The organism is Corynebacterium wankanglinii, from assembly GCF_013601005.1.
GTDB classification, from domain to species: Bacteria; Actinomycetota; Actinomycetes; order Mycobacteriales; family Mycobacteriaceae; genus Corynebacterium; species Corynebacterium wankanglinii.
The window spans coordinates 41086-66639 of record NZ_JABFED010000002.1 but is presented as its reverse complement, the minus strand read 5'-3'; the positions used below and the strand labels follow the sequence as shown (position 1 = coordinate 66639).

Annotated in this window: 25 protein-coding genes and 1 pseudogene; 17 read left to right on the top strand and 9 right to left on the bottom strand. The window is 63.2% G+C overall.

Annotation, left to right across the window (positions count from 1 at the left end):
• The 5 genes from HMA55_RS03285 to pdxR form a co-directional block, all read right to left on the bottom strand.
• Complete coding sequence (locus tag HMA55_RS03285; protein WP_181191656.1) at positions 1–261, bottom strand: Txe/YoeB family addiction module toxin; 261 nt, start codon at positions 259–261, stop codon at positions 1–3.
• Positions 258–518 carry a type II toxin-antitoxin system Phd/YefM family antitoxin gene (locus HMA55_RS03280; RefSeq protein ID WP_181191655.1) on the bottom strand — a complete coding sequence of 87 codons (261 nt, stop codon included), beginning with the start codon at positions 516–518 and terminating at the stop codon, positions 258–260. Before HMA55_RS03280 ends, HMA55_RS03285 begins: the two co-directional genes overlap by 4 nt.
• A 68-nt stretch (positions 519–586) precedes the next feature.
• Complete coding sequence (locus tag HMA55_RS03275; protein ID WP_181191654.1) at positions 587–1099, bottom strand: aminotransferase-like domain-containing protein; 513 nt, start codon at positions 1097–1099, stop codon at positions 587–589.
• 117 nt (positions 1100–1216) lie between these two features.
• Complete coding sequence (locus HMA55_RS03270) at positions 1217–2206, bottom strand: NAD(P)/FAD-dependent oxidoreductase (RefSeq protein ID WP_181191653.1); 990 nt, start codon at positions 2204–2206, stop codon at positions 1217–1219.
• A gap of 13 nt (positions 2207–2219) precedes the next feature.
• Complete coding sequence (pdxR, locus tag HMA55_RS03265) at positions 2220–3596, bottom strand: MocR-like pyridoxine biosynthesis transcription factor PdxR (protein ID WP_181191652.1); 1377 nt, start codon at positions 3594–3596, stop codon at positions 2220–2222.
• Positions 3597–3666: 70 nt separating this feature from the next.
• Here pdxR and pdxS point away from each other — a divergent pair, with 70 nt between their 5' ends.
• Positions 3667–4542, top strand: a complete 876-nt coding sequence (pdxS, locus tag HMA55_RS03260) for a pyridoxal 5'-phosphate synthase lyase subunit PdxS (RefSeq protein WP_181191651.1) — start codon at positions 3667–3669, stop codon at positions 4540–4542.
• 71 nt (positions 4543–4613) lie between these two features.
• Here the strand turns inward: pdxS and HMA55_RS03255 are convergent.
• Positions 4614–5919 (bottom strand): annotated as a pseudogene (locus tag HMA55_RS03255) (peptide MFS transporter).
• Positions 5920–6119: 200 nt separating this feature from the next.
• On the opposite strand from HMA55_RS03255, the gene dop reads away from it, so the two are divergent.
• The 8 genes from dop to HMA55_RS03215 are packed head-to-tail and all read left to right on the top strand — an operon-like array spanning position 6120 to position 15212.
• Entirely contained in the window at positions 6120–7619 is a 1500-nt protein-coding gene (gene dop, locus HMA55_RS03250) for a depupylase/deamidase Dop (RefSeq protein WP_181191650.1), read from the top strand.
• A 10-nt stretch (positions 7620–7629) separates the two neighbouring features.
• Positions 7630–7821, top strand: a complete 192-nt coding sequence (locus HMA55_RS03245) for a ubiquitin-like protein Pup (RefSeq protein ID WP_181191649.1) — start codon at positions 7630–7632, stop codon at positions 7819–7821.
• Between the two features lie 28 nt (positions 7822–7849).
• Positions 7850–9208 carry a Pup--protein ligase gene (gene pafA, locus HMA55_RS03240; RefSeq protein WP_181191648.1) on the top strand — a complete coding sequence of 453 codons (1359 nt, stop codon included), beginning with the start codon at positions 7850–7852 and terminating at the stop codon, positions 9206–9208.
• A gap of 6 nt (positions 9209–9214) precedes the next feature.
• Complete coding sequence (locus HMA55_RS03235; RefSeq protein ID WP_257802260.1) at positions 9215–10159, top strand: helix-turn-helix transcriptional regulator; 945 nt, start codon at positions 9215–9217, stop codon at positions 10157–10159.
• Between the two features lie 5 nt (positions 10160–10164).
• Positions 10165–11133 (top strand): helix-turn-helix transcriptional regulator, encoded by a 969-nt coding sequence (locus tag HMA55_RS03230; RefSeq protein ID WP_181191647.1) that lies wholly within the window; start codon positions 10165–10167, stop codon positions 11131–11133.
• 36 nt (positions 11134–11169) lie between these two features.
• Positions 11170–11433 carry a Sec-independent protein translocase subunit TatA gene (tatA, locus tag HMA55_RS03225; RefSeq protein ID WP_181191646.1) on the top strand — a complete coding sequence of 88 codons (264 nt, stop codon included), beginning with the start codon at positions 11170–11172 and terminating at the stop codon, positions 11431–11433.
• A gap of 9 nt (positions 11434–11442) precedes the next feature.
• Positions 11443–12444: a twin-arginine translocase subunit TatC gene (gene tatC / locus HMA55_RS03220; protein WP_235961715.1), complete on the top strand. Its 1002-nt coding sequence runs from the start codon at positions 11443–11445 to the stop codon at positions 12442–12444.
• A gap of 5 nt (positions 12445–12449) precedes the next feature.
• Positions 12450–15212, top strand: a complete 2763-nt coding sequence (locus tag HMA55_RS03215) for a DEAD/DEAH box helicase (RefSeq protein ID WP_181191645.1) — start codon at positions 12450–12452, stop codon at positions 15210–15212.
• Here HMA55_RS03215 and HMA55_RS03210 read toward each other — a convergent pair whose 3' ends face one another.
• Positions 15213–15782: a trypsin-like serine peptidase gene (locus HMA55_RS03210; protein ID WP_181191644.1), complete on the bottom strand. Its 570-nt coding sequence runs from the start codon at positions 15780–15782 to the stop codon at positions 15213–15215.
• Positions 15783–15805: 23 nt separating this feature from the next.
• Between HMA55_RS03210 and HMA55_RS03205 the strand changes: the two genes are divergently transcribed.
• The 5 genes from HMA55_RS03205 to HMA55_RS03185 are packed head-to-tail and all read left to right on the top strand — an operon-like array spanning position 15806 to position 20786.
• Positions 15806–16921 (top strand): M24 family metallopeptidase, encoded by a 1116-nt coding sequence (locus HMA55_RS03205; RefSeq protein ID WP_374680586.1) that lies wholly within the window; start codon positions 15806–15808, stop codon positions 16919–16921.
• Complete coding sequence (locus HMA55_RS03200) at positions 16914–17648, top strand: SDR family oxidoreductase (RefSeq protein ID WP_181191642.1); 735 nt, start codon at positions 16914–16916, stop codon at positions 17646–17648. Before HMA55_RS03205 ends, HMA55_RS03200 begins: the two co-directional genes overlap by 8 nt.
• A 26-nt stretch (positions 17649–17674) precedes the next feature.
• Positions 17675–18211 carry an FxsA family protein gene (locus tag HMA55_RS03195; protein WP_181191641.1) on the top strand — a complete coding sequence of 179 codons (537 nt, stop codon included), beginning with the start codon at positions 17675–17677 and terminating at the stop codon, positions 18209–18211.
• Complete coding sequence (gene lnt / locus HMA55_RS03190; protein WP_181191640.1) at positions 18212–19789, top strand: apolipoprotein N-acyltransferase; 1578 nt, start codon at positions 18212–18214, stop codon at positions 19787–19789.
• Positions 19746–20786: a polyprenol monophosphomannose synthase gene (locus HMA55_RS03185; RefSeq protein ID WP_181191639.1), complete on the top strand. Its 1041-nt coding sequence runs from the start codon at positions 19746–19748 to the stop codon at positions 20784–20786. The genes lnt and HMA55_RS03185 overlap by 44 nt, the downstream gene beginning before the upstream one ends.
• Positions 20787–20868: 82 nt before the next feature.
• On the opposite strand, the gene HMA55_RS03180 is transcribed toward HMA55_RS03185, so the two are convergent.
• Positions 20869–21246, bottom strand: a complete 378-nt coding sequence (locus HMA55_RS03180; RefSeq protein ID WP_181191638.1) for an RNA polymerase-binding protein RbpA — start codon at positions 21244–21246, stop codon at positions 20869–20871.
• Positions 21247–21365: 119 nt separating this feature from the next.
• Here HMA55_RS03180 and HMA55_RS03175 point away from each other — a divergent pair, with 119 nt between their 5' ends.
• Both HMA55_RS03175 and HMA55_RS03170 read left to right on the top strand, forming a co-directional pair.
• Positions 21366–21713 carry a hypothetical protein gene (locus HMA55_RS03175; protein WP_257802259.1) on the top strand — a complete coding sequence of 116 codons (348 nt, stop codon included), beginning with the start codon at positions 21366–21368 and terminating at the stop codon, positions 21711–21713.
• Between the two features lie 7 nt (positions 21714–21720).
• Positions 21721–22431, top strand: a complete 711-nt coding sequence (locus HMA55_RS03170; RefSeq protein ID WP_257802258.1) for a YceI family protein — start codon at positions 21721–21723, stop codon at positions 22429–22431.
• 135 nt (positions 22432–22566) lie between these two features.
• Here the strand turns inward: HMA55_RS03170 and HMA55_RS03165 are convergent, their stop codons facing one another.
• Positions 22567–23895, bottom strand: coding sequence for a class I SAM-dependent methyltransferase (locus HMA55_RS03165; RefSeq protein ID WP_181191637.1), 1329 nt, complete (start codon positions 23893–23895; stop codon positions 22567–22569).
• Between the two features lie 134 nt (positions 23896–24029).
• On the opposite strand from HMA55_RS03165, the gene HMA55_RS03160 reads away from it, so the two are divergent.
• Positions 24030–25367, top strand: a complete 1338-nt coding sequence (locus HMA55_RS03160) for an NAD(P)/FAD-dependent oxidoreductase (RefSeq protein WP_181191636.1) — start codon at positions 24030–24032, stop codon at positions 25365–25367.
• The last annotated feature ends 187 nt before the right edge of the window (positions 25368–25554 follow it).

Genomic DNA, 25554 nt, shown 5'->3' with positions numbered 1-25554 from the left:
TTATTCACCGTAGTGGTATCGGCAGGCTGCGATGCGCACCTCCTCTTCGGTGAGTTTGTACACCAGCCGGTGTTCACTCGTAATACGCCGGGACCAGTATCCGCTGAGTTCGTGCTTCAACGGTTCGGGTTTTCCAATGCCATCGTTGCCGTTACGTTGAATATCGCGGATGAGGGCGTTGATACGCTTCAGTACCCGTTTGTCGGTGGTTTGCCACTCCACGTATTCGGACCAGGCGTCCTCGTCCCAGCTGAGGATCATTCTTCGTCCGCGATGAGTTCGTTGCGTACGGATGCGCCACGTTCGAGCCGCTCAATCCGCTGCTTGAGCACCCGCGCATTAGCAGGGGATTGCAGTAAGTAGTTGGTTTCCTTGAGCGATTCGTACTCAGCTAGAGAAACGATGACGACAGGGTCGTGACCTGCCCGGGTAATGACGACCTCTTCACAATCGTCGACGACATCGGAAAGCACCTCGGCGTAGTTGGCTCGAGATTCCGAATATGACATGACCTTCATTGCTCGCTCCCACTAGTTTGATGACGTACAACTTTCTGTACAACTCTAAATGGAGTAGCGAATCTGCGTCAATAGGGGTGGATCGTTTGTCCAATGATGTCTACAGTCCGCATGAAATCTCCGTCACTCAGATGCGCAAAACTAAAGACGAGCCCGTCGCCGCCTTCCGTCCAGAGAGACGACTCGTGGCCGCACTCGATGCCCGCCTCGAGCAAACGGGTTTCAAACGCGTCGCGCGCCAGGTGCGACGAGAATTGGACCGTCAGGTCGGCGCCGTCGCCCGGCGCGAGGCATGCGTCGTCGAATAGCGGCACCAGGCAGTCTTGCAGCACCTGTCGTCGCTGCGCCAGCGCCCGGTGCACCGCGCGGGTGTTGCGGCGGACGACACCTCCGTGCAGCAGCGAGGCGATCGCGCGTTGCGTCACTGTGGCGACGGGCATGCCGAGGATGCCACGGACCTCTTTCAGCCGGGCCACGGTCGCGGGGGAGGCGACAACATATCCGGCGGCGAGTTCGCGTGAGAGCAGCGTGGAAAACGTGCCGAGAGTGAGCACGTCCGCTGCTGGCGCGAGCGTGGACAAGGTCGGTTGGGGCGCTATGCGGTAGCGCAGTTCAGTGTTGAAATCGTCCTCGGTGATTACCGTGCAAGCGCGTCGTTGCCGCGGAGGTCATTGGGTAGGTTTGCCGCCTTCCGCCGTCTAGATTTGGTCGAACAGGTGCTGGTCGATGGCGATAGCGACGGCGGCACCCGAGCCGAGTGCTTGAGAGACCTGATCCGGCGAGCTAACGACGTTGCCAACCGCCCACAGTCCAGACTCTGAGGTTCTTCCTCCCTCAACCTGCACCCAGCCATTTGCAACGGTGCAGCCGGCTCCCCGGAGGAGGGCATCGTTCGGTGAGAACTCCGGTCCGGTGAAGCAGGCATCGTAGCGGACCGGTCCGGTCTCTGTGGTGATCTCAACGGCGTGGTCGTCGTCATTGGCTGGCGATACCTGCACTACGTCATCGTCGTTAAGAGCTACTCCGCATCGTTGAAGGCGTTCACGCTGCTCCGGGCTCAGGTCCATCCCGTTGGAGTAAAGCGTGACGCTGTCGGCCCACTTGGTTAGCAACGTGGCGATCCTCGCAGTGAACCCCGGGTTCTTTCCTCCGACTACACCGATGTTCTTACCCTTGGCTTCGTACCCGTGGCAGTACGGGCAGTGGAAGACACGGGTGCCCCACATTCCTTCCAACCCGGGGACCCCGGGGAGCACATCCGTGATCCCTGTGGCAACGAGCACTTGCGAAGCCGTGGATGCGTCGTCCGACTCAAGCTTCACCGCCCAATCGCCCTCGGGCGTTTGCTCCAGGGTTTCTACGCGCCCGTCGATGAGAAGGCCTCCGTAGGACACAAACTCTGCGTGACCGCGGGCAAGCAGCGCGGAAGGGTTCGCCGCATCCAGGCCGATCACGCCGTGCATATGCTCGCTGTTGCGGTTCCTGGGCGCCCCCGCATCCACGAGGCACACCTTGCGGTTCGCCCGCGCAAGGTTGACCGCTGCCGCGGTTCCGGCGAAACCGCCGCCGACGATAACAACGTCGAAGTGCTGATCTGCAAAGCTTGCGGTATCGGACGCGAGTTCCTGGCGCTCGCGCAGTGCACGTGCTTTCTCTGGGGAGATTAGTGGGTAGCTGGTCTCGTCCATATCTGTTCTCTCCTTATGTTCCTTTTTGGACTCGGCCCAGGGTAGTGATCGTCTGGGAAACAGCTTCGAGGGATTTTCCGAAATCATCGGCACTAAGGTGCGCAAAGCTCAGCACTAACCCATCGCCGCTATTTGTCCACAAGGTGGACTCATGTCCGGATTCGATACCTGCCTCCCGCAAGCGCTGTTCGAACTCGTCCCGCTCTTTTGGCGTGCCAAAACGCAAAGTCAGATCCGCGCCATCGCCGGGTGCGAGTCGGGCGCCCTTGAACAGCGGGACAAGCTGCTCGTTCAGAACTTCACGGCGCTGCGCCAGCCCCCGATGGACCGCGCTGGAGGTGCGGCGCGCGACGCCGTCGTCAAGCAGATGCGCGATGGCCCGCTGAGTTACAGCCGACACGGGCACGCCGAGGATGTCGCGTATCTCCCGCAATGCGGCTGCGGTCGCAGCAGAGGCGACGACGTAGCCCGCGGCAAGTTCACGCGAGAGCAGCGTGGAAAACGTGCCCAGCGTCAACACGTCCGCGTTGGTGGCGAGTGAGGACAATGTCGGCTGCGGTGAGATGCGGTAGCGCAGCTCGGTGTTGAAGTCGTCTTCGATAATGGTCGTCCGCGTCCTTACCGCCCACTCCAGCAGCTCCGCCCTGCGTGGCGCTGGCATGGCTGCGCCGAAGGGGTACAGGTGCGATGGCGTGACCAACAGCGCGTCCACGTCGCTGGGAAGCTCCTTGACAACCACGCCGTCGCCGTCAGTCGCGCATTCAACAACCTCGTGGCCAAGTAGCGGAATGACTCGTCGTAGACCAGGGTGGCCGGGGTCTTCGACGCCCACGCGCAGGCTGGCACCGAGCGAAAGGAGGATGCACATCAGGCCCTCGCGGGACCCGCCTGTGATCACGATCTGTTCCGGGGCCACCGCCATGCTGCGGGCGAGACGCAGGTGGTCGGCGATTGCACTGCGCAGCTCCGGCTCGCCGGCGTTGTCCACGTCCGCGCCGGGGTGCTTGGCCGCCTCGCGCCAGGCTTTGCGCCACGTTGCCGAGCGGATCGCGCCCGCGTTGCCCGGCGAGGGCTTCAAGGAGATCCGGGGGCGGGCCACCTTGCGGGGGAGCCCTGACAGGGCAGCGGTCTGAGGCCGCTCGGCCACGGCGAGCTCTGGGTGGATCCGCGTCGGAGCCCCCTGGCGGGTAAGCAGATACCCCTCGCCTTCGAGCTGGTCGTACGCGGTGACCACGCTGCCGCGGGAGATGCCTAGTTGCTGAGCGAGAGCGCGGGTGGACGGGACGGCGTCGCCAGGCGCGAGCGTGCCGTTGGCCACGGCCGCCCTGATTTCAGCTGCGATCTGCGTCGGGATGGGGCTCGGGTGGTCCCGGGAGATGGTCAGGTGCATCAACTGGTCCAAAGAAACTATATGGAACTGGCACTTGGAATCTACCAGTTTCCGGGGCAGACTAAGCGGTATGTCTCAAGCAGAAGAGTTGAATCAGAAGTTCATTGGCGGCGTGATCATGGACGTGGTTACGCCCGAGCAGGCCAAAATCGCCGAGGATGCGGGCGCATCTGCTGTGATGGCGCTGGAACGCGTGCCTGCTGATATCCGCGCCCAGGGTGGCGTGGCGCGCATGTCCGACCCGGACCTCATTGAGGGCATCATCGACACCGTGGACATCCCGGTGATGGCGAAGGCTCGCATCGGCCACACGGTAGAGGCGAAGATCCTCGAACACCTGGGGGTGGACTACATCGACGAGTCCGAGGTTTTAAGCCCCGCCGACTACGTCAACCACATTGACAAGCGCGGCTTTTCCGTGCCGTTCGTCTGCGGCGCGACCAACCTCGGCGAAGCGCTGCGCCGCATTAATGAGGGCGCGTCCATGATCCGCTCCAAGGGCGAGGCGGGCACCGGCGACGTCTCCGAGGCCACCAAGCACATCCGCAAGATCACCAGCGAGATCGCCGGTCTGCAGGCCATCTGGGCGAACAACCGCGACGAGCTCTACGTCGCCGCGAAGGAGCTGCAGGCGCCCTACGAGCTGGTAGCTTCCGTTGCTGAGCACGGCAAGCTGCCAGTGCCCCTGCTCGTCGCCGGCGGCGTGTCCACCCCGGCGGACGCCGCGTTCATGATGGAGCTCGGCGCGGACGGCGTGTTCGTCGGCTCCGGCATCTTCAAGTCCGGCAACCCGGAGGCACGCGCCAAGGCCGTGGTGAAGGCGACCCAGAACTGGAACGACATCGCCGCCGTGACCGAGGCGTCCCGCGGCTTGGGCGAGGCGATGGTCGGCATCAACGTCGCCGACCTCCCGGCGCCGCACCGCCTGGCAGAGCGCGGCTGGTAAAGCCACGAAAAAGCTCGTTGCCCAGTGCGGGTAACGAGCTTTTTGCTTTGCGACGAAAAGCTTCGCCGGGCCTAGCGGAAGTCGACGAACTTGCTCACCACCCAGCGACGGATGGCGATAAGGAACACACCCAGTGCGATGGTGATCACGGACAGGGTGATGAAGAAGGTGCGCTCCGCGGACGGATCGTCGGGGTTGTACAGCGAGCCCAGCACACCGGACAGCGCGGTACCCATTGACACGGACATGAGCCAGACGGCGAACAAACGGGACTTGAACGCGTTCGGGGCCACACGGGTTGCCAGCGAGTTGCCCACAGGCGAGAGGAAAAGCTCGCCCATGGTGAACAGGAACAGGACCACCACAAGGACGAGCAGCGGCGTCGACTGCGGGCCCTTGCCCACGTACGGCAAGAAGATGAATAGGGAGACGCCGATAATGATGTTGGCGACACCGAACTTTGTTGCGGACGACCACTGGCGCTCACCCAACTTCGTCCACGCAGCTGCGAAGACCGGCGCGAAGATGATGATGAACAGTGGATTAAACGACTGCACCTGAGCCGGGGTGAGCGTCCAGTTGAACAAGCTCAGATCCGCTCGCTGGTCGGAGTACACGGCCACGACGGTGAACTGCGACTGGAAGATAGCGAAGAAAGCCACGGAACCAACCAAAAGGGGAAAGTCCCCACTTCGCCCATTCAGAACGCGGCAGCGGGTTCGGCACCTCCGAGCCCGCTGCACCGATGGTGGATTTCCGCATCAGGGTGTACTGGATCAAACCGATGGCCATACCGATGACCGCCAGTCCGAAGCCCCAGTGGAAACCTGCCATACCCCAGACCCAGCCAGTGATCATGGGGCCGAGGAGACCGCCGATATTAACGGCCATGTAGAAGATGGAGAAGCCGGCGTCGCGGCGCGGATCCTCACGGTCGTACAGATCGCCCAGCACAACCTGCGAGGCCGTCTTCACGCCGCCGGAGCCGATGCCGACGCACACCAGGCCGAGGGCCAGTCCAGCCGCGCCGGGGACGAGGGCGAGCACGATGTGGCCGACCATGACCAAAATGGCCGAGTAGTACAGTGTGCGTTCCGCTCCAAGGAGCCGGTCACCCACGAAAGAGGCGACCAGCGCCATCATGTAGACGAAACCGCCGTACGCACCCACGAGGCTGAGGGCGACAGACTGGTCGATGCCGAGCCCACCGTCGGTCGTGGCGTAGTACATGTAGAACGCCAGCAGCGCCTGCATGCCGTAGAAGCTGAACCGCTCCTACAGCTCGATGCCGAACAAGTTGGCCAGGCCCCGCGGCTGGCCGAAAAATTTGCGCTCGGCGTGCGGGGTGTCCGCGCCGGGCGAGGTACGAGTAGTCATAGCCAAATAAAATACGACTCATCGCATTACCCACCAAACACTCGCACGCGTATTTCGGCCAGACCCCGAGTAACAAACCCCGATTACGCCCCCGAAAACGCGCATACTAGGGGTCTCGTGCTCGGGTTCTGCGGCGACGATCTCCGTAGATGCCGGTTGCCCCGGCTAGCAAGGTTGTGCGCCCGCTAGGCTCGTCACTTATGACGCGTTACATGGGAACCGAGACGGAGTACGGCATCACCTGCCCTGACAACCCGCAGATCAGCCCGCTGGTCACTTCCACGCACGCGGTGGTTGCCTACGCGGCGCTGCGCACCCAGGCCCGCACTCGCTGGGACTATGCGGAGGAGGCCCCGCTCAAAGACACGCGCGGCTTCGACCTGCAGCGCTACCGCAGCGTGCCGGTCGTCGACGCGAACGCGATCGGGGTGGCCAACGTGGTCACCACCAACGGCGCGCGCTACTACGTCGACCACGGCCACCCGGAGTACTCCAGTCCGGAGTGCTCGAACGCGTTTGACGCGATGATCTACGACGCCGCCGGCGACATCATCCTCAACGACGCCGCCTCTGACATCCGCCAGTTGTGGCAGCAGCAGGTCTCCGTGCTGGCCAACCACGAGCCGTGCCCGCCGCTGAAGTTCTATAAAAACAACGTCGACGGCAAGGGCCGCTCCTACGGTAGCCACGAAAACTACCTGTACTCGCGCCACACCAATTTCGAGCGGCTCACCCAGGCGCTCATCCCGTTCTTCGTCACACGCCAGGTCATCATCGGTGCCGGCCGCGTCGGCATCGGCCAGGCATCAGAAGCCCCGGGGTTCCAGATTTCCCAACGCGCCGACTACTTCGAACAGGAAGTCTCGCTGGAAACCACGCTCAACCGCGGCATCGTCAACACCCGCGACGAACCGCACACGCCTGAGAAGGACTTCCGCCGCCTGCACGTCATCGTGGGGGATGCAAACATGAGCCAGTTTTCCAACTTCCTCAAACTTGGCATGACCTCCCTGGTCCTTGACGCCATCGAGGCAGATGTGGATTTCTCGGACCTCCGCCTGGCCCACCCAGTCGAGGAGATCAAGGCGGTCAGCCACGACCCTTCCCTCAACCACAAGCTAGAGCTTCACGACGGCCGAAGGTTGAGCGCCATTTCGGTTCTCCGCGAATACCGGAGGCGGTGTACGGGGCGAAGCGACGTCGATAGGCAGGTACTGGAGCTGTGGGGCGAGATACTCGATGACCTAGAGCGGGACCCGCTGTCTACCGCAGACCGGCTGGACTGGACCGCGAAGTGGGCGTTGGTGCGCCGCTTCGAAGACCGCGGCGCCACCCAGGCGAAACTGCAGGCGATCGACCTGCAATACGCCGACATTGACCCCCAGACCTCGCTGTATCACGCACTCGTAGGAAAGGGTGCGATGCGCACGATGGCGACCGCGGAGCAGATTGCGCAGGCCGCCGTACATCCGCCCGAGGACACTCGCGCCTACTTCCGTGGGCGCGCTGGGGAGAAATTTGCCGAAAACCTCACGGCCTCGAGCTGGCAATCCATGCTGTTTACCGTGGACGGCTCGCTCTACCGTGTGCCGTTGGATCTCGTGGGCGGGCACACAAAACAGGACGTGGGGCAGCTGATTGAACGCGCTTCCACGGCGAAGGATCTCCTTTCGGGCCTCGGGCTCACCCCTGAGCGGTAGGGTTGGGCCTATGGCTACTCAACACACCCACGTCTCGGGCGGCGGCGGAGACGACCACAGCGACGACACCGCGGCGAACGCTGCGGGCCAGGCGCAAATTGACACTTCGGGCACGGACGACCTCTTGGACGAGATCGACGCGCTGTTGGACAGCAACTCCGAGGAGTTCGTGAAATCCTTCGTGCAGAAAGGCGGGCAGTAAGCTGGCCACCAGCTACCCGCGCCGGATTATGGGCGTGGAAACGGAGTTCGGTGTTGCCGCCTACGACGGAGCACGCCAGGTGCTCACCCCGGAGGAGGTGGCCCGATATCTGTTCCGCCCGGTGGTTGCCAGGCACCGCAGCTCCAACGTTTTCACGCAGAATGCGTCGCGTCTGTACTTGGACGTCGGTTCGCACCCGGAATACGCCACGGCGGAGTGCGACTCGCTCAGTCAGCTTCTCGCGTACGACAAAGCGGGGGAGAGGATCTTCCACCGCCTGTCGCAGCAGTGCGACGAGGCCCTGCGCGCCGACGGTTTCAGCGGGGCGACCTACTTGTTTAAGAACAACGTGGACTCGCGGGGAAACTCCTACGGTGCCCACGAGAACTACCTGGTTAGCCGAGAGTTAGCGCTGAAATCTTTCGGCGAACAGCTGTTGCCCTTCCTTGTCACCCGCCAACTCATTTGCGGGGCGGGCAAGATCGCGGACGGCCGCTACGTGATCTCCCAGCGCGCAGACCAGGTGTGGGAGGGTGTGTCATCCGCGACAACCCGCACGCGCCCCATCATTAACACCCGGGATGAACCGCACGCAGATTCGCACCGATTCCGCAGGATGCATGTCATCGTCGGCGATTCGAACATGTCGGAGCCGACATTCGCGCTCAAGGTGGGCTCGATGCTACTGGTCATCGAGATGCTTGAAGCCGGGTTTGACCTGCCGGACATGGAGCTCGCCGACCCGATTGCGCACATTCGCGACATCGCGGGGGATCCGACTGGCAGTACGGAACTCACGCTTGCTGCTGGCGGAACCATCACCGCTTTGGAGGTACAGCAAAACACCCTGGAAGCTGCGAAACGTTGGCTGCTGCAGCGCCCGGACGAGGGCACCCCGAATGCGGAAATGTCCCGGGTAGTAGATCTGTGGGACCGGGTGCTCGAAGCGATCGCCGACCAAGACTTCTCCGCCGTGGACACGGAGATCGACTGGGTGATCAAACGGAAGCTACTTACTCAGTTCAAAGACCGCTTGGGGTGCGATTGGGACCACCCGAAGCTCGCGCAGATTGACCTGACCTACCACGACATCAACCCCGAGCGTGGTTTGTTTTACGTGCTCGAACGCAAGGGGTTGGCGAAGCGCTGGATCGACGACGCTGCCATCGAACACGCCGCCGATCACCCGCCGGAGACCACCCGCGCGGTCATACGTGGCGAATTCCTGCGCGCCGTGCGGGAGGCGGAGCTGTCGCATAACGTCGACTGGGTGCACATGAAGGTCAACCGCCCAGAACCCCGCACGGTAGAGCTGCCCGACCCGTTCGCCAACGCGGATGAGGACGCAACGGAGCTGATCCGCTGGGTGAAGGCGCAAAAAGGGTAGGTCGCTGTGGCCAACGACAATGACATGATCGTTCGCCAGGTAGGGCTCACGTTCGCGCTACTCGCCTCGCCTGAGAAGCGGGATGTGGCCTGGGTTCAGGCACACGTCGACGGCTACGGCAACCGCACGCGCGACGCCGCCAGCCATTTGGTTGAGCGCGACGTGCGCGAACTGCGTGACCTTGGTGTGCCGGCGCGCTACCAGGACGGCAAGGTATGGGTGATCAAAGACCTGTACGAGCTCCCCGCGATCAACCTCACCGCGGAAGAGGCGTCCGTGGTCGGGCTCGCCGCAGATTTGAGTAAGCCGGGTTCCCTAGGCGAGTTCGCGCGCTCCGGCTGGACGAAGCTGGCCGCCTCCGGCGCGACGCGCTCCATGGATGCGACAGCGCTGACGAGCGTCTCCAACGACATCTTCCAACTGCGTCCGGACACACTCCGCGCCATCGTGAAGTGCGTGCAGGCAAAGCAGCGTATCTCCTTCGAGTTCGTCCGCGCCCCGGGCAAAGAGCCGGAACGACGGGTGGTCGACCCGTGGGGGGTGGTGTCGTTGAACAACCGCGCGTATTTTGTGGGCTACGACATCGAGCGCGACGACGTGCGCGTCTTCCGCCTGAAGAAGGTCTCCCAGGTAAAGAAGGTGCGCCACAGCGACCCGTTCCACGAACGTACCGGCGACCTGCAGGCATTGGTGGAGCACTCACTGCGCGGTGAGGTGGTCGATGCCACCGTCACGGTCGCGGCGGGCACAGGGGAAGAGCTTGCGCAGCGCGGAACCCGTCTCACCGGAGCCGACGCAAATGACAACACGGACACCATCACGGTGCAGGGGGTGGACCGGGACTGGGCGGTGCGCACGATCGCTAGCCTCTCAGGCAGCGTTGTCGGGGTAGAACCCGTGGATCTCCGTCAGGACGTCGTCAAGCTGTTGCGCACCGCAGCGGAGAGGTAGAACTAATGGCCACGGACTTCAAGCGCCAGGAGCGTGTCGTGCGGTTGCTGAACCTGCTCGCGTACGCATCGAACCACCCGGGGCTGACGCCGATGGAAATTGCGCGCGACTTGGGCGCCGACCCGATGCAGGTGCGCGACGATTTCGAACTGCTCTTCCTCTCCGGCGTCGGCACCGGCCCGGGGGAGATGATCGACCTTGAGTACTCCTGGAAGGGCGTGGACATCAAGGACGACCAAGGCATGACTACACCTCTGCGGCTGTCGCCCGCGGAGGCCAGCGCACTGCTGATTCTGCTGGACTCGCTGGAGACCATGCCTGGGCTCGTGGACGCTCGAGCCGTTCGCTCCGCAGCCGCAAAGATCCGGGCGGCGACAACATCGCAAGCAGTGGGCGATGCCGAACACGACAGCGAGGCTGGCGTCGCTGGCACCGTCGCAGAGGCATTGGCCACCAAACGCCAGCTGCGCATCACGTATTTCTCCGCATCTTCTGATAGCGTCACGCAGCGCGAGGTAGCGCCCGCCAGCCTATTCCACCAGGCCGGCGCCACGTACCTGCAAGCCGAGTACAACGGTGAGATGCGGACGTTTCGCCTGGACAGAATTCAAAGCGCCCAGCTTCTCGACGCCCCTTCGGCCGCCACCATCTCAGACTTCGACCCCGCGGACCCGTTCGGCCTTGCAAGCAGGGCCAAGGCAAGGTTGCTTGTCCACCCTGACGCCACCTGGCTGGCGGACTACTGGGAGATTGAGCTAGAGCCAGCCCCAACCACCGTGGATGAGGAGGGAAATACCGTCGAGGTTCCGCGGGAGCCAGGCGAGTGGATCCCCGCGACAATGCGGTACGGCAGCGAGGACTGGCTCGTGCGTTTCTGCCTGAGCCAGTCCGACCGCGTGCGCATCGTCGAACCTGCAAAACTTGCCGTCGAGGCCAAGTCGCGCGCGCAGCGCGCGATCGACGCGTTAGACTGATCTGCGCGTTACACCGTTTTCCGGAAAGGAAGCCCAATGCCAAACATTGGTTGGACCGAACTCATTATCATCCTCTTCGTTGTGCTGTTGCTCTTCGGCGCAAATAAGCTGCCGGATCTGGCACGATCCATGGGGCGTTCCGCACGCATCTTCAAGTCCGAGGTCAAGGAGATGCGGAACGAGGACGAGGCCGCGACTCCTACGCAACAGCGCCAGATCGAGTCCGCACCGGTACAGGAGACGCGCAGCGCCGCCCAGAAGGCAGACTTCTGGGACCGCCCGGAGAACCAGCCACGCTAGTCACGCCTGATGGCACGCACGAAACGACCAAAGAGGCCGAAAAACCCGACCGGAGAGATGACGCTGGTGGAGCACCTCCAGGAGCTTCGCCAGCGGGTCATCGTCGCCCTTGCCGCTGTCGTGGTGGGCACCATCGTCGGGTTTATCTGGTATCAAACTGCCCCGCTCGGCATGATGCCGCTGGGGGAAATTATTCGCGGCCCGTATTGCAACCTGCCGCCTGAACTGCGCGCGGATTTCACCGGCGATGGCGAATGCCGCCTGCTGGCCACCAACCCCTTCGAGATGTTCATGCTACGGCTGAAGGTCGGTGCGCTTGCCGGGCTCGTGCTCGCATCACCGGTATGGCTGACCCAGATTTGGAACTTCATCACCCCGGGCCTGCACAAAAACGAGCGGCGCTACACGTTCAGCTTTGTCACCATCGCGGTTGTCCTGTTCGTCTCCGGTGCGTTGCTCGCGTACTTCGTGCTGGATAAGGGCCTGTATGTGCTCATATCTATGGGCTCCGAGGTCCAGATTGCGGCGCTTTCAGGAGGGGAGTACTACAACTTCCTCCTCGCTCTCATTGTCATCTTCGGTGTCAGCTTCGAGGTGCCTCTGATCATCATCATGCTCAACATGTTGGGCATCCTGCGCTACGAGCATGTCAAGGACAAGCGCCGCCTGATAATCGTGGGCATCTTCGCCTTCGCCGCGGTAATGACTCCGGGCCAGGACCCGTTCTCCATGGTGGCGCTGGCACTGTCCATCAATATCCTGGTCGAGCTGGCGTTTCAGTTCTGCAGGTGGAACGACCGCAAGCACGACCGTGAGCGGCCCGAGTGGATGAATCTGAGCGACGAAGAAGCTTCAGGTCCGATCGAGGCGCCAGCACCCATTGGCGGCACGTCTGGCGTCGCTACCGACGCGATCGAACAGCCGCAACCAGTGCAGCGCCCGGCTGAACGCCGGAACATCGCCTCCCAGCGGGGCTTTGGGGGCAACACGGATTTCGGCGACGTACTGTAGGGGGCATGTTTTCGCCCGAACCTGGTACTTCCTTCCTGCGGGAATTCGCTGACTCAAAGACATTTGCCCTCGACGATTTCCAAATTCAGGCCTGCCAGGCGGTGGAGCAGGATCGGGGTGTGCTCGTGTGTGCTCCCACGGGGTCCGGCAAGACCATCGTCGGCGAGTTCGCTGTTGCTCTCGCGCTTCACCGCGGCACGAAGTGCTTTTACACCACGCCAATCAAGGCGCTGAGCAACCAGAAGTACCACGACCTTGTTGCCGAGCACGGCGAGGATGCGGTTGGCCTGCTCACTGGAGATACCAGCATTAACGGCTCCGCCGAGATTGTGGTGATGACCACCGAAGTGCTGCGCAACATGCTCTACGCGGAATCACCTCAGCTGGATCGGCTGAGCCACGTAGTGATGGATGAAATCCACTACTTGGCCGATAGGGATCGCGGTGCAGTGTGGGAGGAGATCATCCTCAACCTCGACGATTCGGTCAGTCTCATCGGGTTGTCGGCCACTGTGTCCAACTCCGAGGAGTTCGGCGAGTGGCTCGACGCAGTGCGAGGCGATACCGAGGTGATTGTTTCCGAGCACCGCCCGGTGCCACTATCCCAATACATGATGGTGGGCCGGAAGATGTTCCCGCTGTTTGAGCCGGGCACCGGCGGGCGGGTCAACCGCAGCCTTGAGCACGCCATCGAACGTATTGAGGCCGGATCTTCCGACGAGGGGCGCAAGGATTTCGAAGAGGGGCGAGGCTTCCGGTCCCGCTCCCGCAGCGGGCGAACGCGCGGCCAGGACAAGGTCCGCCCGGTTGGCCGGCCCGAGGTTGTGACTGCCCTGCAAGGCCAGGACATGCTCCCGGCGATCGTGTTCATCTTTTCCCGGGCGGGCTGCGATGGCGCCCTGTTTCAGTGCCTTCGCTCGCGGAAAGAGCTGACCACACCGGACGAGCGCGCCGAGATCGAGAAGATCGTCGACGCCGGCGTCGAGGGCATCCCGGAGGAAGACCTGGAGGTGTTGAACTACCGCCAGCTGCGCACCGCCTGGATGCGCGGATTTGCTGCGCACCACGCGGGTCTACTGCCCGCCTTCAAGCACATCGTGGAGCAGCTGTTCGTCCGTGGCCTGGTCAAGGTTGTTTTCGCCACCGAGACCTTGGCGCTCGGCATCAACATGCCCGCCCGCACCGTTGTGCTGGAAAAGATGGTCAAATTCAACGGCGAGGCGCATGTGGACCTCACCCCGGGCCAGTACACCCAGCTCACCGGCCGAGCGGGCCGTCGCGGCATCGACCACATCGGCAACGCGGTGGTGCAGTGGGCGCCCGCGATGGATCCCCACCAGGTAGCGGGCCTTGCCTCTACACGCACGTACCCGCTGATTTCCCAATTCCAGCCCGGCTACAACATGGCCATCAACATGCTGGCGATGAACGGGTACGAGGACTCTATCCGCTTGATCGAGCAATCGTTCGCCCAGTTCCAAACGGACCGCTCGGTAGTCGGCGAGGTGCGCGACATCGAACGGCTACAGCAGAAGGTGCGCTCCCTACGCGCGAAGCTCGAGCGGGACATCTCCGCGTTCGCTCCGCCTAGCGACGACGCGGCCGCCGAGCTGGTGGAGTACTCACAGCTGCGCCGCGACCTGTCCGATGAGGAAAAGCAAGCCCGTCGAGACCACCTAGACAGCCGCCACACCGAAACCAAGAAGATCCTCGGCTCCCTGCAGGTGGGCCAAGTCATCGCTCTGCCTAGCAAGCACAAACCGGAGCTTGCCGCGGTGGTCCAGCCGGCAGCCAAACCCCACGACCCTCGGCCGTGGGTAACCACCGAGCGAGGGTGGTCCGGACGTATCGACGCTGCAGCCTTTAAGAACCCCCCGCTGGTGGTGGGCCGGGTGAAGGTTCCGCGTCACATGCAGGACCAGCCACGCCGGCATGCTAGGAAGGTGGCGGAGTTGTTGCACCGCGGCCACTTCAACGCGCCGAAGCGTCTGCGTGAGCAATCCAGGGTGCGCCCGACCAAGAAAATCACCGAGTTACGGGAAGCGATTCGAAACCACCCGGTCCACGAGTGGCCCGCAGCGGACCGAGAACTGCTCGCCCGCACCGCGGAAGAGATCGTGCGCGACGAGCGCGCCCTAGCCACGCTCGAGCGCCGGGTGGACACCTCCACGGACTCGCTTGGCCGCACCTTCGAACGCATCGTGGGCCTGCTTACGGAGATGGACTACATCGAGGTCCACAACGGAGAGCCGCAGGTCACCGACGAAGGAGAGCGGTTATCCCGCATCCACAACGTCTCCGACTTGCTGGTCGCGCAGTGCCTGAAGCGAGGCATCTGGGACGAGTTGGATCCGGCGGAACTGGCTGGCGTTGCCTCCATGGTGGTATTTGAAAACAGGCGCGCCACCGGCGGTACCCCCGAGGCGGCTACCGAGGCCATGGCGGGCGCCATGAATGAGACCATGCGGATCTACGGGGAGTTGGTTTCGGACGAGCAGCGTCACAACCTCCCGGCAACCCGCCTGCCGGACCCCGGTTTTTGCCTTTCCATCCACCAGTGGACGGCGGGCGCGCCCCTCGGGTACGCACTTGCAGCGGCAGCGGAATCCGGCGCAGAGCTCACCCCGGGCGACTTTGTCCGTTGGTGCCGCCAAGTGATCGACTTGCTCGAGCAGATTAAGAAAACCGGCTACTCGGACCAGATCCGCGACAATGCGAACCGAGCTGTGGACGCAATCCGCCGCGGTGTCGTCGCCATCGGCAATTAGTTACAAACTCCGAACCGCCTGTGCGAGGCCGCGTGGCCACAGGGCCACTGTGGCCACGCGAAGGTTCGCTCCGCGCGGGTCCAGGATTAGGGACTGGACGCCAATCACCTTGCCACGTGCCAGAACCGGCCCGCCACTGTCGCCTTTGATCGCCGGCGGGTTGGTGTACACCAACCCCGCGGGTCTGACCTTTGTTGCCCCGCTGCGCGACCACGAGATCGGCAATGACCCGAGGTAGACACCAGGGCGGGATTGCACGGCCTGCGCCTTACCTCCGAAGCCGAGGGTGAGGGTTCTGCTCAACGGACGCGGTTCAAACCCCAGCAGCAGCACCGGAGTGTCCACAGGATGACGCAAACGCACCAGGGCAATATCCGTGCCGTGCGAGACGCGGAAGCTGGTTGGGGCGATGGCAGAGCCGTCGATACGCACACCCAGGCGTGCCCCTGCGTGGCGGGCGAAAAAGTGCGCGCAAGTGACCACGATGTCGGGCGCGATGAGTGCGCCGGAGCAGTAGCTGCCGTCTGGCGCGCTGAGGCGAGCCACGGAGCGGTGGAGGTCGGACGTCACGGGGAAGATCGTAGCGATCTACCATGTCGCCCATGACTGCATTCGATTCGAACGTATACGCCGAGCGACGGAAGCAGGCTGCTGAGCTGGTAGCGGCGCGATCTCTCGGAGGGCTGGTTATTGGCACCGGCCCCGAGTTTGCCTACCTCACCGGCTCTTGGACGACGTCGCACGAGCGTCTCACTGCGCTCGTGGTTGCACCTGACGGGATCGCGGTGGTTGCACCGGTGACGGATATTCAGTCGCTTGGGCTGCAGGACGCCGCAGGCGTTGAGGTCGTGGGGTGGCGCGACGGGGAGGACCCGTACCGGATGGTGGCGCAGCGTCTCGGGGAGGGCCCGGTCGGTCTGGGTTCCTCCCTGACCGCAGACCACGTTTTCCCGTTGCAGTCGTTGCTGCCGCACACCGAGCTCGCTGCCGAGGCAGTGGCGGAGCTGTTCATGGTCAAAGACGCCGAAGAACTCGCGGAGCTGGCGAAAGCGGGTGCCGCCATCGACCGCGTGCATCAGCGCGCCGCCGAGTTATTGCAGCCTGGCCGCACTGAGCGGGAAGTTGCGGATGAGCTGCACGCATTGATCCTCCAGGAACACAAATCCGTGTCCTTCGTCATCGTCGGCTCCGGACCGAACGGTGCGAATCCCCACCACGACTTTTCTGACCGTGTCCTCGAGGCCGGCGACCCAGTGGTGGTGGATTTAGGCGGGGCAGTGCCTTCCGGCTACCAGTCCGACTGCACACGCACCCACGTCGTGGGCGAGCCCGCCGAGGCTCCCCAGGATTTCCTGGAGGCTTACGCTGTGCTGGAGCGGGCCTTTAGCGCAGCGTGCGAGGTGGCCCGTCCAGGAATTACCGCTGGTGAGCTCGATTCCGCAGCGCGTGACGTGATAGATGCCGCGGGCTACGGCGACTACTTCACGCACCGCCTCGGCCACGGCATCGGCCTGTCCGGCCACGAGCAACCGTTCATCATCGCCGGTTCCAACGTGGTGTTGCGCGAAGGCATGGCGTTTTCCATCGAGCCGGGCATCTACTTACCGGGTAAGTGGGGCATGCGCATCGAAGACATCGTGAGAATGACCGCGGACGGCGTGGAGCCGCTCAACCGCACTCGACGCACCCTCGGCGGCAACAATGGCTAGGCGCACCGACGCTGGCAAGGTACTCCTGCTCGGGGCCCGCAGTGACATTGGCGGCGAGATTGCCGCACGCGTGTGCGAGGGCCGTGAGGTCGTGTTGGCGGCCCGGGGCGGCAGGGGACTGGAAGACGTCGAGAAGCGGCTGCTTGCTGCGGGTGCCTCCTCCGTGCGTACCGTGCAATTTGACGCCACCAGCCTCGAATCCCATCGCGAGGTAGTGCGGGAAGCGGGCGAAGTCACGACGGCTATCGTGGCGTTCGGCATTCTCGGCGACCAAGGGTTGGCGGAACGCGACGAAGCGGAGGCTGCCCGCATCGCTACCGTGGATTACCTGGCCCAGGTGAGCATGCTTACCGTGCTCGCGGATGAAATGGAGAAAGGGGAGATCTACGCCTTTTCCTCGATTGCCGGGTGGCGGGCACGGCGCGCGAACTACGTCTACGGCTCCACCAAGGCGGGGTTGGATGCATTTTGCCAGGGGTTGATGGACCGGCTGCACGGCACTGGGCTCAACCTCATCCTCGCCCGTCCCGGTTTTGTCATCGGATCCATGACGGAAGGCATGAAGCCGGCGGTCATGTCCGTGACCCCGGATGTCGTTGCAGACGCGGTGGTGGCAGCGGCGGGGAAGGGAAGAAGCGCCACAGTGTGGATCCCGAAGGGGCTTGCCGTCCTCGCCGCGGTAATGCGGATTGTCCCTCGGCCGGTGTGGAGGCACATGCCTAGGTAGGCGGTGGGCCAGGTAACCTCATCTCCATGCCGATCCCTCTCCTCGCATATTTTCTCGTAGAAGCGCTCGCGTTTTTCCTGGTAGCGAAAGCTATCGGCGTGGGCTGGGCGCTGCTGGCTATTTTCTTGCTCATGATTGCAGGGGGTGCGGCAGCCAGCATGGCACTGCGTGGCACCCTCCTCGACGCCGTGGATGGGCGCTCGAGTGTGGGCAAACTCGCCGGCGACACCGCGCTACTCATTGGCGGTTGGACACTGAGTGTGGTCCCAGGCTTTGTTACCTCTCTGATCGGCCTGCCGCTGGTGTTCGGCCCAACGCGCAATATGATCCGCAAGATCATGACCAAGCGTGCGCGCGCAGCGGTGGAAAATCTTGGTGTGCGGGTATACGAAGCAACCCCGATGGGGCAGTTCCAAACCAGCTACGGCTCGTTTACGCAGCCGGGAGGAAGGCAGCCGGGGCAACAGGAGCCGGTCATCGACGCCGACGAGCTGGAGCAGTGGTACCGAATGGACGGCCCGGAAGGTCCCAACGGCGCAAACTCCACCGGCGGTGGGCGTTAAATGCCGGCGTTCCTTCGCTTCGGCCTGGCAGCCGTCTCTGGCTGGCTGGTGTACCTCTCCTATGAGCCTGTCGGGTGGTGGTGGGCGGGCATTGCAGGTATCTCGTTACTGTGGCTGACGCTCGTGCCGTGGCCGCGGACCGTAACCGCCGCCCTCGGGATGGCGGGGGAGGCGCAAGAGCGTCCCAGCGCTGGCTTCGGAGCGCTGATTGGCTTCACGCACAGCCTGTTCTGCTGCCTTTTCCTCCTCCCGTGGGTGGGCGAGTTTGTTGGTGCCATGCCGTACATCGCGCTGTCGTTGACCATGGCGCTGTACGCACTGCTCACTGGTGCCGCCGGGGTGCTTGCGGCTCGCTGGCGCTACGGGGCATTCGCGTTCCCGTTGATCTACCTCGCCGTCGAGTTCCTGCGCTCGTCTTGGCCGTTCGGCGGCTTCGCGTGGGTGCGTCTCGCCTGGGGCCAAATTAACGGCCCGCTAGCAGCGCTTTCGTCCTGGGGCGGGCCGGCGCTCGTCACCGTCGCTGCGGTCTATGTGGGCGTAGGGCTTGTGTCGCTTATCGACGCAGCTTCGCGCCGCCCCGCCATCCTGTCCGTCACCCTCTCGCTTGTGCTCGGCCTGGTTGCCGGCCTTGGCGTGGGTGGGGAGAGCACCACCGTCGGAGACGCCCGGGTTGCCGCAGTGCAGGGCAACGTCCCTCGCATGGGGCTGGACTTCAATGAGCAGCGCCGCGCGGTGCTGAGCAACCACGTTAACGAAACGCTGAAGTTGGCCGAGGAAACGAAGGACGCTGGCGAGAAGCTGGACATGGTGATCTGGCCCGAGAACGCCTCGGACGTCAATCCGTTCACTGACGCAGAAGCGGCGGCACTGGTCGGGGTGGCGGTGCGCGCCGTGAACACCCCTTTACTCGTCGGCACACTGACACGCGACGAGGTGGGCGCGCGCAACACCATGGTGGTGTTCGACCCCGACACTGGGCCGGGGGAGCGGCACAATAAGCGGTTCCTCCAACCATTCGGCGAGTACATGCCCATGCGCGATTTCTTCCGCACTTTTTCGTACCTGGTGGATCTAGCTGGAGATTTCAAGCCCGGCGACGACACAGGTGTCGTCTACATGGGCGGCATCCCCGTCGGTGTGGCCACGTGCTACGAGGTGGCGGAGGATGAGGCGTACAGGATGTCCGTGCGCGACGGCGCTCAGATCCTGACCACGCCGACAAACAACGCCACATTTGGGTTCACGGACATGACTTACCAGCAGCTTGCCATGAGCCGGATGCGGGCCGTGGAAACCGACAGGGCAGTGGTCGTGGTGGCTACTTCGGGCGTTTCGGCCATCGTGCGTCCTGATGGATCCGTGGCGCAGGAGACCCAAATTTTTGAACCAGCTCACCTGGTGGAAACGCTGCCGCTTCGCGAGGGTGCAACTCCGGCCGTGCGGTTCGGACGTGTTTTGGAGTGGCTGCTTGTCGCCGCGGGCGCATTTCTCATAATCGCTGCAGCCGCCTCCGCGCGCGCTGGTAGGCGGGGGTATGCTCCTACGGGAACACAACAGCGTAACTACGAGGAGAATTAACGCCGTGGCCAATGAGACCCTGGTGATCATCCCGACCTATAACGAGGCGCAGAACCTGCCGCTCATCGTCGAACGCGTGCTTGCGGCCAACGACGGAGTTGACATTCTCGTCGTGGACGACAACTCGCCGGACGGCACCGGCGCCAAGGCTGACGAGTTGGCGGCGGCACACGACGAGGTCAACGTACTGCACCGAACCGGCAAAGAGGGACTACTCGCCGCATACCGCGCCGGTTTTAACTGGGGTTTGGAGCGCGATTACGCGGTCATCGTGCAAATGGACGCCGACGGGTCGCACGCCCCTGAAGAGCTGCACCGTTTGCTTGGCGCAGTGGACAACGGCGCCGACCTAGCTATCGGCTCCCGCTATATCGACGGCGGTGAGGTGGTGAACTGGCCGAAGAACCGATTCCTGCTGTCCAAGCTAGGCAACCAGTACGTCTCTGTAGCGCTCGGTAGCGATGTGGCAGACATGACCGCGGGGTACCGTGCGTTCAAGCGCGAGGTGCTGGAGGCCCTCGACCTCGATGCGCTCTCCACCAAGGGCTACATCTTCCAGGTGGAGATCGCCCACAAGGTGGATCAGCTCGGCTACGACGTGCGTGAGGTGCCCATCACGTTCGAGGACCGCAAGCTGGGTGAATCCAAGCTGGATGCCAGCTTCGCCGCTACCTCGCTCGCCGAGGTGACCAAGTGGGGAGTGGCAGAAAAGGCGACCTTTGTCAAGGATCTGGCGGTGGAGACCGGCCGACAGATCGCTTACGCAGCCGAGCACTCCAAACTCGCTGACTGGGGGAAGAAGGCGGAAAACGCGCCGGAGCAGTTTGTCAATGTTCTCAGTGAGTTCGCTGCGGTAGCGAAGCACGAGATCGAGGGGGCGAACCTGGGCGCCGCCCGTTCCAACGCCGCACGCCGCGTCAATGACGCGATCTACCTCACCGAGGAAACCGCACGCCAAGCGTTGCACGCGCTCGGGCTTGACGGCAAGCGCAAGTAGGCTGCGCCTCATGGGGGAATGCCCGCCCGGCAGGTGTTTGCTGGGCGGGCATTATCCTCGGGCATTGTCCCAAGTCCGTCGTCTAGCTCTCGTTGGCTTGCTGCTGCTCTTTGGCAATGCGGGCGGCGGTCCGGCGGCGTTTGCGCAGCTGGTCCAAACGCTCTTCCAACAGGACGTCGAGCTCTTCGATCGAGCGGCGCTCGCGGAGCATGTCCCAGTGGGTCCGCGGCGGCTTCGCGGGCTTCGACTCAACACCCTCGCCCTCCATAAGGGTGCCCACCTGACCGTTCTTGCACATCCATTCTTCGGGAATCTCAGCGTCGTCTGCAAACGGCACCTCGAAAACTTCGCCGTTGGGCGTGCGGTACTTCGCCATTTGGCGCGGAGCGAGATCGTGGTCGCGGTCCGTTTCGTAGCTGACTGCACCCATGCGGCTTCCGCGGAGAACTCGATCAGCCATGGCACTCACCATCCTTTTCAACCCGTTTGTGTTCAGTCGCTCCAGTATAACGGTGCCAAGTTGGGAATTGTTCCCCCGCCGCTTTCTCCAATGAGACAGTCGTAATATAGTAGAGGGCTGTGACGGATAACGTGCGTTCCTTTGCCAAGAAGCAGCCCGCTTGCGCATGGTGCGGGAAAGAAATCCCTGTCAACCACGGGCGGGGCAGGAAGCGTAAATACTGTGGCCCGTCCTGCAAGCAGCGCGCATATGAGCAGCGCACCATGCTGGCCGGGACGTCAATTGATGAAGACGCCGTGATTCTCAACCGAAATCGCGTCGCTGAGATTCGCGACCGCCTATATGCGCTGCGGTGCGCCGCCGAAGATATTCGGACTGCGAGCGCCGAGGGAGCCAGCGCTGACGATTTGGCTCCGTTGTGTGACGAATTAGTAGGATTGGCCCAGCAACTTGAAAGGCTGAGGTGATTTGCACGTGGAGACTAACGCGGCACCTAGCGCGAGAAAGCGCACGATCCTGATTGTTGCCGTGTCCATCTTTATCGTTATTGCGGTGTTGGTGGCCATGGTTCCGCTGATGATGAAACTGTTCATGGGAGGCGGGGTAAAAACCGAGGGTATCGACGCGGGGCGTGTAGCCGCGTCGTCCACCGAGCTCGACGGCGAATGGACGGTAACCAACCGCCCGGGAAGCAATGCAACCTCAGCGGGCTTCACGTTTGAGGAGGTGCTGCCAGGCGAGCGGCGCAGCACGTCGGCGTCGACGCAGGGCGTGACCGGTTTTGCAACGATCGCGGACGGAACAATCACCGCCGGGGAAATCACGGTTGATATGCGGCACTTGTCGTCAGATAGCGATAAGCGAGATTCGTCGGTGCGCAGGCGCATCTTCCACACCGACGACTACCCGGACGCGACCTTCACCGTGACCCAGCCAGCGGACGTCTCCGGGGTGCCCGAGGACGGCACAATCGGCACTGTGGAATTGACAGGTGACCTCACCATCCACGGAACGACCAACCGGATCACGCACCGTTTCGACGTAGCGCGCTCGGGCGACCGCCTCATCGTTGCGGGCGATATTCCGATTAACCGCCTGGACTACGGCGTGGAGACACCGGAGCTCGTCGCGGCGAAAATTGCCGAAGAAGGCGAAGTGAACGTCCGCGTCAACCTGACCAAGTAGCCACGCTCATTACATCACGTTACGAAAAGCTTCGACGTGGCCGGCGCGGTGTGCTGCTCGCACGCCGCGCCGTCTTCTTATCAGGCCATTCGATTGTCCGATAATGTACATTATGTCAAGTAGCGTTTCGGCGCCCTAGCGTCGGCCCCTCCTATTGCGCCGTGCCAAGGTGATCTGCGCTAGGTCGATCATCCCCAACCGCGCCATCGCCTCCCGCAACGCGAATTGCCACGTCCACAACTTGCGGAACACCGCGTCGTATCCGTCCGCCGCCGCATCGCGCAAATTGCCGTCGAATGTCATCCGCTGCAATCGCAGCGATGCCGCGAGGTGATCCGGCGCGGTGGTCTGCGCAACCACCCGCAGGTCCGTCTCGCGGTCGATAATCTTGGCAATCTGATCTGCGCTAGCAAAGTGCAGGTCCGGCCAGATGTACGCCCGCAACGATTCCGCAGCGAAATCTGCCGCCCGGGTGTATGCGGCGGTTCGGACGATGGTCTGCAGTCCTGCACGCCCGCCGGGAGCTACCAGCGCGTCAATTGCCCGTAGGTACTGACGCTGCTGGCGCGCGGCGAGTGTTTCCAGCGATTCCATGCTCACTACAGCGTCATAGGATCCGGGGCGTTGGCGTGCGAGCGCTGCGGGCCCCTCCGACACACGATCGACGGATATGGATCCGTCAGAGCCTGCCATGACTAGGCGCTCCCGCATCGCTGCGTACATCGGCGCGTCTCGGGCTACGGCGTCGACCGTAGCTCCCCGCTTGGACGCCGCAAACGCGACCGTGCCGCCCCCTGCGGGATAGTCCAGCAGGTGGGTGCCGCCGGTCACACCGACCGCATCCAGGATGGTCTCTACACTGCGCCGCTGCGCGTCGGCGAGGTCAGCGCGGTCTGACCCCAACGGGGCCCCGATTTCGGTCACCGATACGAAATGGTGACCCGGCTCGGACCCGCGGCCCGCTCCTTGCGTGTGCGACTTCACGCGGATCCGTTCGGTGGTGGCCACTCCGGTAGCAAAATGCCCCTGGAAGGCGCTTATGCCGTCGCCGGAAAAATGCCCCACCAGATCCGGCGGTAACTCCCCTGCCATTGCGGGCCGTGGAGCATCTACACGTTGGGTGCGGGGGCGGTAACCGGTGCGCAGGAGGGCCGTGAGGACGTCGACAAGCTCTTGCGATGTCGGGGTGGACCACTCGCCTGCCATGTACCCTTCCGCAAGACCCACCCATCCACCTGCGGCGATGCGAGAAAAGACCTCGGCACGCTCCACGGTAACGTCCGCGGTGTGTCCAGCCTCCCCGTCGAGACGCAGTCCGGCCGACGCGCACGCCCGAGCGAAACCCGCCTCCGCGCGCTTTGTACGTAACCGGCTTGCCTGCGGAACAGATGCCACCCCCGGCCAGGCGTCCGCGTCAATCGGTTTGAGGTGAGCCGGAAGGCTGGCTGAGGTGTGTTCGGGCATTCTCCGGATGCTAGCGGGTAGCAGGTTCGTAGATGGGATGCCACGTCGGAGGCCACCCTCGCAGATCTCGTCTGGGCGCGTAATATGTATGCCGTTCCGAAAACCAACGTCATTGACCCGAGGAGATATCTCTCATGGCCTCTCAGGTGTACCGTCCCGATGGCAACCGCCACCACGTTGTCATCGTGGGTGCTGGCTTCGGCGGCGTGAACGCGGCGAAAGAGCTCGCAGACGCGGACGTCGACATTACGCTGATCAACAACACCAACCACCACCTTTTCCCGCCGTTGCTTTACCAGGTGGCGACTGGTCTGATGTCCTCCGGTGAAATTACCGGCGACGTGCGCCAGATGTTTGCGGACCAGCAGAACATACGGGTCGTGCGCGGCAATGTGGAGTCCGCGGATGTCGAGGCCAAGACGGTCACCTCCGTTGAGGGAGGCAAGGAATCAACCTTCGCGTATGATTCCCTCATCGTTGCTGCCGGCGCCGGCCAGTCCTACTTCGGCAACGACCACTTCGCCGAGTTCGCCCCGGGCCTGAAGACGCTGGATCACGCTTTCGAAATCCGCGCTCGCCTCATCGCCGCTTTCGAGCGAGCTGAACTCGCCGAGACCCCTGAGGAGCGCGAGCGCGAGCTGACCTTCGTCATTGTTGGCGCTGGTCCGACCGGTGTTGAGCTTGCCGGCCAGGTGGCTGAGATGGCGCACCGCGCATTCACCTCGGGCCGCTACTCCTTCAGCACCGAGCAATCCAAGATCTACCTCCTGGACGGCGCGCCCCAGGTGCTCCCCCCGTTCGGTAAGCGCCTAGGCAAGAAGGCCCAGCGTGAGCTCGAGAAGGCGGGTGTGACTGTCATCTTGAACGCGATGGTGACCAACGTCGATGCAGAGTCTGTGACCTACAAGGACATGAAGACTGAGCAGGAAAACACCATCGACACCCCGACCAAGATTTGGTCCGCCGGTGTGGCCGCTTCCCCGCTGGGCAAGCAGGTGGCCGATCAGCTCGGGGTCGAGGCGGAGCGCTCCGGCAAGGTGCCGGTGAACGCCGACCTCACCGTGGGCGACGACCCGAATGTCTTCATCATCGGCGACATGATGAGCCGCGACAAGTTGCCGGGTGTGGCGCAGGTCGCGATCCAGTCCGGCTCCTACGTGGGCAAGACCATCAAGGAGCAGGTCGAGCATGATGTCGCGCCGGAGCAGCGCGACCCATTCAGCTACTTCGACAAGGGCTCGATGGCTATCATCAACCGCTTCAACGCCGTGGTGAAGATGGGCAAGGTGGAAATCACGGGCTTCATCGGGTGGCTGATGTGGCTCGGTGTGCACCTGTCGTTCCTCACAGGCCGTCGCAACCGCCTCGTCGCAGCCAACGAATGGACCATTAACGCCTTCTCCCGCACCCGCCACAACCTGGCAGTGACGGAGGGCCAGCTGGACGGCCCGCAGACGAAGGACGAGAAGTAGCTTTCTCAAGCAGCCATCCCCCGGTGTCAAGGCCGAATTCGGTCCTGGCGCCGGGGGTTGCCTTTTTGGCGGACGTGCCAAAGATCACCTCAAACGTACTACCTAAAGTAACCGACGCTCCCCTACAATGGTGACCGAGCGGCGAGCGCTTTGAAAATACGTGTGTGAGTTAGATGGGCAAGCGCAG